General features: G+C 56.9%; 10 protein-coding genes and 1 tRNA gene. 8 read left to right on the forward strand and 3 right to left on the reverse strand.

Going from position 1 to position 11,976, the window contains the following annotated elements; all coding sequences use genetic code 11:
- Window positions 1–43 precede the first annotated feature (43 nt).
- Window positions 44–1,828: a glycoside hydrolase family 15 protein gene (locus ACFE7X_RS03860; protein WP_375434342.1), complete on the forward strand. Its 1,785-nt coding sequence runs from the start codon at window positions 44–46 to the stop codon at window positions 1,826–1,828.
- A gap of 101 nt (window positions 1,829–1,929) precedes the next feature.
- On the opposite strand, the gene ACFE7X_RS03865 is transcribed toward ACFE7X_RS03860, so the two are convergent.
- Together ACFE7X_RS03865 and ACFE7X_RS03870 are read right to left on the reverse strand one after the other, a co-directional pair.
- Window positions 1,930–4,104, reverse strand: a complete 2,175-nt coding sequence (locus ACFE7X_RS03865; protein ID WP_375434343.1) for a bifunctional alpha,alpha-trehalose-phosphate synthase (UDP-forming)/trehalose-phosphatase — start codon at window positions 4,102–4,104, stop codon at window positions 1,930–1,932.
- 459 nt (window positions 4,105–4,563) lie between these two features.
- Window positions 4,564–4,635: transfer RNA gene (locus ACFE7X_RS03870), tRNA-Glu, on the reverse strand.
- Window positions 4,636–4,885: 250 nt separating this feature from the next.
- Between ACFE7X_RS03870 and gap the strand changes: the two genes are divergently transcribed.
- From gap to ACFE7X_RS03890, 4 genes are all read left to right on the forward strand, one after another.
- Window positions 4,886–5,893, forward strand: a complete 1,008-nt coding sequence (gap, locus tag ACFE7X_RS03875) for a type I glyceraldehyde-3-phosphate dehydrogenase (RefSeq protein WP_375434344.1) — start codon at window positions 4,886–4,888, stop codon at window positions 5,891–5,893.
- 272 nt (window positions 5,894–6,165) lie between these two features.
- Entirely contained in the window at window positions 6,166–7,032 is an 867-nt protein-coding gene (locus ACFE7X_RS03880; RefSeq protein WP_375434345.1) for a diacylglycerol/lipid kinase family protein, read from the forward strand.
- 102 nt (window positions 7,033–7,134) lie between these two features.
- Window positions 7,135–7,479, forward strand: a complete 345-nt coding sequence (locus ACFE7X_RS03885) for a translation initiation factor (protein WP_375434346.1) — start codon at window positions 7,135–7,137, stop codon at window positions 7,477–7,479.
- Between the two features lie 163 nt (window positions 7,480–7,642).
- Window positions 7,643–8,089, forward strand: a complete 447-nt coding sequence (locus ACFE7X_RS03890) for a DUF1622 domain-containing protein (RefSeq protein WP_375434347.1) — start codon at window positions 7,643–7,645, stop codon at window positions 8,087–8,089.
- Here the strand turns inward: ACFE7X_RS03890 and kdsB are convergent.
- Window positions 8,086–8,850 (reverse strand): 3-deoxy-manno-octulosonate cytidylyltransferase, encoded by a 765-nt coding sequence (kdsB, locus tag ACFE7X_RS03895; RefSeq protein WP_375434348.1) that lies wholly within the window; start codon window positions 8,848–8,850, stop codon window positions 8,086–8,088. The genes ACFE7X_RS03890 and kdsB overlap by 4 nt on opposite strands.
- Window positions 8,851–9,074: 224 nt before the next feature.
- Between kdsB and ACFE7X_RS03900 the strand changes: the two genes are divergently transcribed.
- The 3 genes from ACFE7X_RS03900 to ACFE7X_RS03910 all read left to right on the forward strand — a co-directional run bounded on the left by ACFE7X_RS03900 (window position 9,075) and on the right by ACFE7X_RS03910 (window position 11,923).
- Entirely contained in the window at window positions 9,075–10,121 is a 1,047-nt protein-coding gene (locus ACFE7X_RS03900; protein WP_375434349.1) for a LysM peptidoglycan-binding domain-containing protein, read from the forward strand.
- Window positions 10,122–10,457: 336 nt separating this feature from the next.
- The gene (locus ACFE7X_RS03905; protein ID WP_375434350.1) at window positions 10,458–11,216 is read left to right on the forward strand and encodes a TIGR02757 family protein; all 759 of its coding nucleotides are present in this window, start codon (window positions 10,458–10,460) and stop codon (window positions 11,214–11,216) included.
- 26 nt (window positions 11,217–11,242) lie between these two features.
- On the forward strand, window positions 11,243–11,923 hold the full coding sequence (locus ACFE7X_RS03910; protein WP_375434351.1) for a hypothetical protein: 681 nt from the start codon (window positions 11,243–11,245) through the stop codon (window positions 11,921–11,923).
- Window positions 11,924–11,976: the final 53 nt, after the last annotated feature.

Below are 11,976 nucleotides of genomic sequence, written 5' to 3' on the forward strand. Positions count from 1 at the left end.
CCCAATCTCTCAATTTCACACTTCACAACTACACCACTTCCTGATGATCAAGCACACTTACGACATGGGCCTGATTGGCAACTGCGCCTACCTCGCCCTCATTCGCAAGGATACCTCTGTGGCCTGGCTTTGCTGGCCCCGTTTCGACAGCAGCTTCGTGTTCGGCGACTTGCTCGATACCACCAAGGGCGGCGAGTTCAGCGTCCGGCCCGGTGCGAGCGGCCCCTACGAGACGCGCCAATACTACCAAACCAATACCAATGTGCTCTGCACCGAAATCGAAAACGAGGAAGGCCGCTACCGCGTCACCGACTTTGCGCCCCGTTTCGAGCAGCACGAGCGGTACTACAAGCCCCTGATGATTATCCGCAAGCTGGAGCCGCTGGTAGGCACGCCCCGCGTGCGCGTAACCTGCAACCCCGTAGGCGAATACGGCGAAAAGCAGCTCAGCCGACGCCGCAGCTCCAACCATATTGCTTTCTTAGGTCTCGAAGAGGAAATCCGCCTCACCACCGATATTCCGCTCACGTATATTCTTGAAGACGAGGATTTTGTACTCAACATGCCGCGCTACCTCGTGCTCACGTACGGGGCGCCGCTCGAAGCTTCCTTGGAAAGCACGGCCGAGCGGTTTTTGCGCAGCACCGTGGACTACTGGCGCAAATGGGTGAAGAGCACCAGCATCAGCAACTTCCACCAGAGCGCCGTTATTCGGTCGGCGCTGGCCCTGAAAATGCACCAGTACGAGGATACCGGCGCCATCATTGCGGCCAGCACCACCAGCTTGCCCGAAGCGCCCGGCAGCACCCGCAACTGGGACTACCGCTTCTGCTGGATGCGCGACACCTACTACACGCTCACGGCCTTCAATAACATCGGGCACTTCGAGGAGATGGAGCGGTATTTTCACTACATCGCCAACATTTCCACGAAGGTGGTGGGCAAGTACCAGCCGCTCTATGGCATCAGTGGGGCCTCAGAGCTAACCGAAATAGAGCTGCCGCTGGCCGGCTACCTCGGCAACCAACCCGTGCGCATCGGCAATGACGCCTACACCCACATCCAAAACGACGTGTACGGGCAGGTGCTGGTGGCGCTGCTGCCGCTCTACGTGGATTGCCGCTTCCTCGACCCCGAGCGCACCAACCCGAGCAAGCTGATTTACGAAACGCTGCACATGATTCAGGCCACCATGGACCAGCCCGATGCCGGTTTGTGGGAGTTCCGCCATATTGCGCAGTACCACTGCTACACCTATCTGTTCCACTGGGCCGGTAGCAACGCCGCCCGCAAAGTGGCCCATTCGCTCGGCAACGCCGACATGGAAGCGTTGGCCGCCAAGCTGATGCAAGAAGCCGAGCGCCGCATCGAGCAGTGTTTCAACGAAGAGCACCAGGCCTACGCCAACGCCATCGGCTCGCCGCACCTCGACGCCAGCACGTTGCAGCTCATCATGATGGGCTACCTCGACCCCACCAGCGAGCGGGCGCACACCCACTTGCGGGCCCTGGAAAAGGACTTGATGACCCCCGAGGGCCTGTTTTACCGCTACCGCCACGCCGACGACTTCGGTACGCCCGAAACCACTTTCCTGATCTGCTCTTTCTGGTACGTGGAAACGCTGGCCTGCGTCGGCCGCCTCGACGATGCCATCCGGGAGTTCGAGAAGCTGCTTACCTACACCAACCACTTGGGCTTGCTTAGCGAAGACGTAGACGCCAAAACCGGCTCGCAGTGGGGCAACTTCCCGCAGGCCTACAGCCACGTCGGTCTCGTGAATGCCGCCTACCGCATTGCCAAGAAGCTGGACCGGCCGAACTTCGTGTAGCGTACATGGGAATCGTGAGCTTAGAACTCACTTAACTTCAAGTAAAAAGGGCAGCGAATCAATCAAGATTCGCTGCCCTTTTTACTTTGCAATACTTCTTGCTACAGCAGCTTCCGCAGCAACTGCCGCACATCGTTGGTGCCGCGTACGTGGAAGCGCGCCAAGGAACGGGTGGCACTGCCTACTTTGATGGTGTACGCCTCGGGTGGCATGGCCCCAAAGGTGTCCTCGTCGGTGCGGTCGTCGCCGATGGCAATGATGAAGTCCGGCTCGTACTCAGTCAGCCAGCGCGAGGCCGCGGTGCCTTTGTTGATGCCCGCATTCTTGATTTCAATCACCTTGTTGCCTTCCATTACCTGCAAATCGGTGTTGGACGCCAGGAACGTGAGGTGGCTGACTAATTCCCGGGCGCGCATGGCGCTTAACTCAGCATCGGCCCGCCGGAAGTGCCAAACCAGGGAGTACTCCTTGTCTTCAATGAACGAGCCTGCCGTGCGGCTAACGTACAGCTCCAAAATGGGCCGCAGTTCGCCTTTCCAATCATTGCGCAGAGGCTGAAACAAGGTCCAGTCCTCATCTTTGCGCCGCAGCCACACCCCGTGCTCGGCAATGAATTCGAGCGGCAAATGTCCGAGCCATTTTTGCAGCGTGGTTCGGTCGCGGCCACTGATGATAACCACCCGGTTGCGCGGGTTTTCCACCAGGCGTTGCAACAGCAGCAGCATTTCCTCGTCGGGCTTGGCGCGTTGCGGGTTGGTGTTGAAGCCGGCCAACGTACCATCGTAGTCGAGCAGGAACAAGCGCCTGTTGGCGGCTTCGTATTCGGTGGTTAGCTGCGTTACGGTAACCGCGTCCAGGGTTTCGGTGGCCAGGGTGAGCTGCTTGATTTTCGCGTACGACAGTCGGTCCATGAACAGCTTGGTCCACGAAAATACGTTGTATTGCTGCACCAAGGCTTGCATGGCGGCCATGCGCTGCATTTGCTCGTCTTCGGGCATCACCAGCGCATCGTGCATGGCTTCGGCTAGCTGGCCAGTGTCGGTGGGGTTGATGATGAGAGCATCGGACAACTCGCGCGCCGCACCGGCCCGCTCACTCAGGATGAGCACGCCTTTTTGGTCGGCTTTGCTGGCCACAAACTCCTTGGCTACCAGGTTCATACCGTCACGCATGGGTGTTACCAGCGCCACTTCCGCCAGCCGGTAGAGGGCGGCCAACTCTTCCAGCGGAAACGAGCGGTAGAAGTAGTGAATCGGCGTCCAGGAAATAGAGCTAAACTGGGCGTTGATGCGGCCTACCAGTTCGTCGATTTCTTCTTTCAACGCCGCGTATTGCGCCACTTGGTCGCGCGAGGGCACCACCACCATAATCAAGCTTACTTGGTCGCGCCACTCGGGGTAGCGCTGCAACAGCACCTCAAAGGCCCGCAGCCGCTGCGCAATGCCCTTGGTGTAGTCGAGCCGGTCGATGGAAAGGATAACGCGGGAACTCCGCAACGCCTCTCGATACTGGGCCTCGTGGGTTAACGCTGCCTCTGAGGCCGCCGCACTAGCGTACCGGTCGTAGTCGATGCCCATGGGGAAGGCATCAACCAACACCGTCCGGGTGGGGGTTTGAATTTGACCGTTTTGCGAGTTCAGCCCGAGCAATTGCGAAACGGCGCTCAAGAAATGCCGCATGTAGCCGTAGGTATGGAAGCCAATCAAGTCGGCGCCCAGCATGCCTTGCAGCAACTCGTTGCGCCAAGGCAGCACCCGAATCAACTCGTGGGAAGGGAACGGGATGTGCAGGAAGAAGCCGATGGTGCAGTCGGGTCGGGCCTGGCGAAGTAGTTCCGGCAGCAGCAGCAACTGATAATCGTGCACCCAGATGGTGTCTTCGGGGCCGGCTTGCTCTAGCACGGCTTGGCAGAATTTCTCGTTGACGGCCACGTAGGCGTCCCAATGCTGCTGCTCGTAGGTGGCGTATTGGGTGAAGTAGTGGAAAGTGGGCCAGAGCGTGGAATTGCTGAAGCCTTCGTAGAAATCCCGGATTTCTGCTTCCGTCAGAAATACCGGCACCATGCTGTCCTTCAGGAGTTCCTCTTGCACGTGTTGTTCTTCTGTTTCGTCTTCAACGAACAATCCTGGCCAGCCCACCCACACATTGTCGCCTTGCTGGTAGATGGAGCCTAGGCCCGTGGCCAAGCCACCCTCACTAGGCTGGAATGTAAGGCTGTTTTCAGTGCGTAATATTTTGGTAGGGAGTCGGTTGGAAACAATAATGGTGCGGGACATGAGCCGTTTTTCAGATGATACACTTCTTGGTTTACGAGAGAAAACCAGGCACAGACATTATTTTTTTAGCGCATCTCCACAGAAAGGGCGCTCAGTTAAGCTTCGGATTGCCCTTTTGCACCTAAGCTCTGAGAAGACAATCCATTCAATGCTAAGCGTTTGCCAGGAGTTGCCGGTAACTCCCAAACGTCGGTGCTCGAAATGGAAGAGAGCTTGAGTTTATGGCCTCTCGACTGCTTGAAAGCCGCGCTGAGTGGCACTAGCGCCTGCAACTACCATCAGCCAAGCAGTCAAGAGCCAATATTGATGGCGAAATCCACCACTAAGCTGCCGTACCTACGTCGTGAGGAGCTGGGGCCGTATAGTTGGAGCGAACTTTCCCATGAGGGAGGGTAAACAAAAAACCCGCTCATCAAGTTGATAAGCGGGTTTTAAAAGAAAGCCAAAACGGGAGGCGAGTAGTCCGTAGGGGAATCGAACCCCTGTTGGTAGAATGAAAATCTACTGTCCTAACCCCTAGACGAACGGACCAGATAAGAAGGCGTTTTCCGTTTTGGTGGTGCAAAGATAGAGGTTGCCTTCTTCTGGGCAACTACCCGGCACTAAAAAGTTTGGCTTGGGAAGGTAAACCAATTGATTGTCAAGAGAAAAAACTTTCATTTGAATTGAATCTATCGTAGAAAGCTTAGTGATTTGGCGAAGTACCCCGAGCCCTGTACCTTCGCTGCGCGTTTTTCACCCGGCCTTTGCAGGCCGTTAAACACCCCATTCCCCTAACAATATGGCTAAAATCAAAGTCGCCATCAACGGCTTCGGCCGGATTGGCCGTCTGACGTTCAAGTCGCTGCTCGAGCGCGACAACGTGGAAGTCGTAGCTATCAACGACCTCACAGACAACAAGACGCTGGCTCACTTGCTCAAGTTCGACTCGGTACACGGCCGCTTTAATGGCACGGTAGCGTACGACGAGAACAGCCTGACCGTCAACGGTCAGCGCATTCAGGCCCTGGCCGAGCGTGACCCCAAGCTACTGCCCTGGGGTGAGATGGGTATTGACGTAGTGCTCGAATCGACGGGCCGTTTCGTGGATGAGGCGGGCGCAGGTCAGCACATCACGGCCGGCGCCAAGAAGGTGGTTATTTCGGCTCCCGCAACCGGCAACATCCCAACCGTGGTGCTCGGTGTGAACGAAGACATCCTGACCGGCAGCGAAACCATCCTCAGCAACGCCAGCTGCACCACCAACTGCCTGGCCCCGATGGCCAAGGTATTGGATGATGCTTTCGGTATCGAGAAAGGCTACATCACCACGGTGCACGCCTATACTTCCGACCAGAATCTGCAAGACGCGCCGCACAAAGACCTGCGTCGGGCTCGGGCCGCTGCGTATAGCATCATCCCGACCAGTACCGGTGCTGCCAAAGCCGTAGGGCTGGTGCTGCCCCAGTTGAAGGGCAAGCTGGACGGTATTGCCATGCGCGTGCCTATTCCGGATGGCTCTACGACCGACCTAACCGTAATTCTGAAGCAGGAAGTAACCAAAGAGCAAATCAACGACGCCATGAAAGCCGCTGCTGAAGGCCCGCTGAAAGGCATCCTGGAATACAGCACCGACCCGCTGGTGAGCATCGACATCGTGGGCAACCCCCACTCGTGCGTGTTCGACTCGCAGCTGACTTCGAGCAACGGCTCGTTGGTGAAAGTGGTCGGCTGGTACGACAACGAGTTCGGCTACAGCACCCGCACCGCCGACCTCATCCAGAAACTAGGCGAGAAGATGAACGGCTAAGCTGTTTCAAGATCATCAAAAAGGCCTTCCTACTACTAGGAAGGCCTTTTTTGTTGTTAGGCTGAATAGTATTGCTTTGCGGTTATACTCCATTACTTGTAGCTGGCAGAAACAAACACGCAAGCAATGGGTGACTGGCAGCTGCCGGGCTGGTTTGACTCTAGCCAGGCTGCATGCTGTCGAAAGATGCTACTCCGGCAGCTAGCAGCCGTACCTTTGTCCAGTCCAACGGCTTATTTAGCTGTTTCGCCACTCTGTTATTCGTTTCTAAGGTGCGCATCTGCTTTATTCTGAATCCAACTTCTGGTACCAACCGCACGCAAGATGTGCTGGCTTTGCTAACGCGCTATGCCACGGAGGCCGGAGCGGAGTTTGCTGTCTGGCCAACCAAGTTTGCCGGCCACGCCGAAACGTTGGCCCAGCAGGCCGCGGCCGAGGGCTTTCGGGTGGTGGTAGCCGTGGGGGGCGACGGAACGGTGAACGAAGTAGGGCGGGGACTGCTCGGCACGGCGGCGGCCTTGGGCGTGGTGCCCCGCGGCTCCGGCAACGGGCTGGCCCGCCACCTGAAGATTCCGCTCGATATTGCCGGCGCCGTACGCCGGGCCTGCCGCCCTGCATTTCAGCGTATTGATGTGGGCTACCTCAATGGTCGGCCTTTTTTCTGCACGGCCGGGTTAGGCTTCGACGCCCACGTAAGCAAGATGTTTGCCCAAGCCGGCACCCGGGGCCTAAGTACCTACGTGAAGGTGGCGCTGCGCGAGTACCGCCGGTTCCGGCCGACCCCCATCCAGGTGGAACTCAACAACCAAATTATTGATACGAGTTGCTACGTGCTGGCTTTCGCCAACGCCGCCCAATACGGCAACAACGCCTACATCGCGCCCCTCGCCAACATCGAGGATGGCCTGCTCGATGTGTGCTTGATTGATGGCTTGTCGTTGACGCGGGCCGTGCGGGTGGGACTGGGGCTGGCACTGGGCACGCTGGCTACTTCCGGCGGGGCCGTCTATCATACCTCGCACCACATTCTGGTGCGCTCCACTGCGCCCATTGGCTTCCACATCGATGGTGACTACATAGAAGATGCCACCGCCTTTGAAGTGAAGCTGACGCCACTGGCCCTGGAAGTAGCGGTGTAGCGAACTTGTGCGAAGGCGAATTTGTGAGTTGCCGGTAGCCTATTAGTCCGTATGCACCGATTAAACGGCAACTTTGCAACTTCATCCTTCACAACTTCACTCATGAAAGCCGATAAAAACCGCCGGGAAGGAGTGGTGTACTCCACTAATCCAGATTTCGAATACCAGTCTACCGGCGACCAGGAAGTTACTACGCTGCCCCCGCAACAGCAGAATTTGCGCGTGCAGCTCGACAAGAAATCCAGAGGCGGCAAGCAAGTAACGCTCGTTACCGGCTTCGTGGGGCAGGATGCCGATTTGCAGGCGCTGAGCAAGCTGCTCAAGACCAAGTGCGGTGTGGGAGGCAATGCCAAAGACGGCGAAGTTTTGATTCAAGGCGACTTCCGCGACAAAGTGCTGGCCGTACTGCTCGAGCAGAAATACAAAGCCAAGAAAGCCGGCGGGTAGAACAGATTGGTGCTCCGCATTACCTCGTCACGGTCGGCTGCGTATGCGTTGCTGGTGGGTAGTGGTAGTAGCCGAGTTGTGGCGAGGCTCTAGGTATCTATATATAGTAGCTTGTCTTCGTTACTCAGCAACACTTCCTGCTCCCGTCATTTTCCGGAAATACATGCCCACTGAGCCCGTTACTTTGTTTTCTCAGGCCGAAACTGGCGTCGTAACGGTGGTGCAATGGCTGAAGCTGGGAGTGGAAACCATTGGTGCCCTCACCATTGCCATCGGCATTTTGCTAGCGGCCAAGCTTTTCACGCAAGCCTTGCTGGCGCGCCGCACCGCCGACTTCACGGCCATCCGCCTCACCTTGGCCCGGTATCTGGCGCTGGCTTTGGAATTTCAGTTGGGCGCCGACATTCTCTCCACGGCCATTGCGCCCAGCTGGGACCAGATCGGCAAGCTCGGGGCAGTAGCTGTCATTCGGACAGCCCTCAACTTCTTTCTGTCCAAGGAAATGCAAGAAGAGCAGCGCGACACGGCTGAGCAGCACGTAGCACGAAAGGCCGAAAGCAATGAGGATACAGTTGAGCTGCAATCGGCGGGGCAGCCCTTGAACAACTAGCTGCTTACTTCCTCGCCGTTTGCTTTCAGTTGCATGAGGGCTCTCTCCACGTCCTCCGGGGTGTCGATGCCGAGGGTCGCTAGCTCGGTTTCGGCCGTCAGGATACGGTAGCCGTTTTCCAGCCACCGCAACTGTTCCAAGCTTTCGGCCAGCTCCAGCGGCGAAGGGGAAAGCTGCGTGATTTCTTCCAGCACGTCGGGGCGGTAGGCATAAAGCCCGATGTGGCGCAGGTAGCGGTGATGCAGCAGCCAGTCGGCGGATGGGTACTGGCGCTGATAGGGCAGCGGGTGGCGGCTGAAATACATGGCGTAGCCCTGCGTATCGAGCACAACTTTAGGCAGGTGCGGGCTGAACAGCTCTTCGTCGCTGACCACTGGTTTTACTAGGGTGGCTAGTTGCGGCGGGTTGGAACGGTTGAAAAGCTGCACCAAGGCATCAATCTGAGCGGGGTGGATGAACGGCTCATCCCCCTGAATATTGATAATGCAGTCGGCCGAAACAGCAAGCTGCTGGTAAGCGTCGCGCACTCGGTCGGTGCCACTGGGGTGATTGGCGGCCGTGAGCAAGGCCTCGCCCCCGAAACTTTCTACGTGGCGCTGAATTCGCTCGTCGTCGGTGGCCACTACCACCCGGCTTAAACTAGAGCGGCGGGCCTGCTCTACTACGCGCCGAATCATGGACTTACCGCCCAAGTCAATTAACGGCTTGCCGGGCAGGCGGGTGGAAGCGTAACGGGCGGGAATAATGCCGATGGCGTGCATGAGGAGAGGAAGAAGAGCAGGATAATCAGCAAAACAAGCAATAAAAAATTTCCGTCGTCATATCCAGGCACAGGACTGCGCCCGAATCCCTAACTTTCGGCAGAGTTTCTGCGCCAGGGCGTTTAGGCTTTTTGGCTGATTATAACTCACGCCGGGGTACTCCCGGCTTTGCATGGTTTTCTTTGGATTTTTCTGGTTGCCGCTGGCTTCGGCTGGTTTGTTTTATGTTTCGATTTTCCTTGCTGTCCGTCGCGCTTGTGTTTTCTGGTTTCTCGGCTCTGGCAATTCCGGGTTTCGTTGCTCCTCCCGATTCTATTGGGGTGGAGTACCGCAACAACAAAATGCTTATCAAGCACCGGGTGGCGCCCGGCGAAACGCTCTACGGTCTGTCGCGCCGTTATAAAGTGCCCGTCGAGCAAATTGTGGAAGCTAACACTGGCCTCCAAGGCGCTCTGGTAACGGGGCAGGTGGTGCTGGTGCCGCGTGAGCGGGCCGTAATGCCCAACCCAGCCGCCCCCAAGCAGGCCGCCCCAGCCAAGGCGCCCGCCGCAACCGGTGCCGTGCGCACATTGCCCCCTGCTACTCGCGGCAACCGCGTGCACAAAGTAGTTGCCGGCCAAACTTTGTTTTCTATTGCTCGGCAATACGGCACCACGCCGCAGGCGCTGGCACAGCTCAACGGTTTCGCCCCCAGCTACAACGTGCGCATAGGCCAAACGATTTTCATATCGCGCGCTGCGGCGGCACCAGCCCGCCCTGCAACGCCCGCGCCTAAGCCCGCCGCACCCGTTACCCGGGAGCCCGCAGTAGCAGCGGCACCCGCCAATCCCGCGCCAAACCCCGCGCCGGTTTCTACGCCTACGCCCGTTCGGCCAACTCCTACTCGCCCAGAGCAGTCCGCCCAGAATGAGCGTCCCCGGGATACCGCTACCACGTCAACCGTAGCGCCTGTCCTCCCCGAGAAAGAGGAAGAGCGGGCTCCGGAGCGGGCCAGTGAAATTGTGCGCCGGGTAACGGAGAGCGGCTTAGCGACCAGCATTGCCAACAGCAACACCGACAAGTACTTGGCCCTGCACAAAACGGCGGCCGTGGGTACCATTATGCAGGTGCGCAACATCATGAACGGACAGTCGGTGTACGTGCGCGTGATTGGGGTGCTGCCCAACACCGGCGAAAACAACAACATCCTGGTGCGTCTCTCGCCCCGCGCCGTGCAGCGCCTAGCCACGCCCGATGCCCGCTTCCGCGTCGAAACCAGCTACGTGCCGTAGCCGAGAAATAAGTTGCAAGAAGTAAGAGGTGAGCCTTTCGTTCTGACGCTTGACTAGCTTCCAGAACGCAGGTTTCACCTCTTACTGGTTTTGCTTTGTTGGGCTGCGTCCTAAAACGCAAGGTCGTCCTGCTTGCTCCGGCGTCTGCTTACCGAAGTATCTCGCCTGCTCACGTTGCCAAAGTATCTCTCATGCTTCAACCCCGCGCAGCATGACCGATGAGTTTAGTTGCGCCTTTGCAGAGCCCTAACAAAGAAAAATAGTACTGAACGGGCTTTCTTGACACCACGTCGTCACTGACTATTTTACCTCCTCACTTCTATCTTGCTTTCAACAATGAACCACGCTCAGGTTCGTACTCTGCTGGAGGAGCAGTACGACCACTACAACCGCCCGGCCTTCGTCGTCAACGACCCTATCAGCATCCCGCACCGCTTCACGCAGCGGCAGGACGTGGAAATCAGCGGGTTGTTTGCGGCGCTGCTAGCCTGGGGTCGGCGGCCGACCATCATCAGCAAATGCCACGAGCTGATGCGCCGCATGGATGATGCGCCCTACCAGTTTGTCACCCAGCACTCCGACGAGGACCTGAAGCGCCTGCTCGGTTTCTGCCACCGCACCTTCTGCGACACCGACCTGCTGTACTTCGTGCACTGGCTGCGCTGGTTCTACACCAGCCACGACACGCTGGAAGACGGCTTCCTCATCGGCAACACGCAAAAGGAGCGGCTCTCAACCTTTCATAATCTGTTCTTCAGTTTGCCCGACGCGCCGCAACGCACCCGCAAGCATGTGGCCACGCCCGCCCGCGGCTCGGCCTGCAAGCGCGTGAACATGTATTTGCGCTGGATGGTAAGACAAGACGACCGAGGCGTTGATTTCGGCCTCTGGACCCGCCTGCCGATGAGCGAGCTAATCTGCCCCTGCGACGTGCACGTGGAGCGCGTGGCGCGCCGCCTGGGTTTGCTGGAACGCAAGCAGATGGACTGGCTGGCCGCCGAAGACCTCACCGCCCACCTGCGCACCTTCGACCCCACCGACCCCGTGAAGTACGACTTCGCGCTATTCGGGCTAGGAGTGGAAGGCGAGATGTAATATTAATAGGGGACAACTAACTATGTATGAAGAACTACACAATTCGGTTCATACGACCGTGGATATCTATTGCAATTCTTGTTGGTGGTTTGCTCCTGTATTTTGGTGGTATAGTATTAGTGCGTAAAACCATTGGTGTTCCCATAATATTCCTCCTAGCCTGGACTAGCGTTTGTGGTGCTCTTGGTTATTATTTGCTAAAGAAAGTAGCGAGGAAGAAACTTATTGTGACTTTAACGGCAGAAACATTGCTTATCCAAGCCTCTCCGTCAGTTGCGGTTCAGCAGATTCCATTGAATCAGATTGCCTCTTATGCTTATCATAATTACAATGAAAACAAACATTTGATATTTCGCCTTCATTCAGGTCAGAAAGTAGTATTAAGACACCAAGGTGCTTTGTGCGCAAAAGATGATATAGAAGTATTGGCGGCTGACTTTGAAATGCAGCGAATAGCTTTATTTTCTACTGTTGACGCATCAGATCAAGTAATTATCAAGCGCGAAAAGACCTTTTTCGAGAAACCGATAGCTAACATCTTGGGTTGGATAGTTGTGGTGTCGTTGCTATATCTCACTGGTTATCTACTACTGCGCGGAATCAAAACTGGAAAGACAGGCTCAGTATTTATGATGTATGGAAATGGCCTTGCTTATTTGAGCGCCTGGTGGAATGCTCGACGAGCCAGAAGCAAAGTGTGGCTATGAGTGTAGGGCGAGGTTTATTAACTCCACTGAATCTTTCCCGCCTTTTCAACTGT

Origin of the sequence: uncultured Hymenobacter sp. (assembly GCF_964242765.1) — a bacterium.
Classification (GTDB): Bacteria; Bacteroidota; Bacteroidia; order Cytophagales; family Hymenobacteraceae; genus Hymenobacter.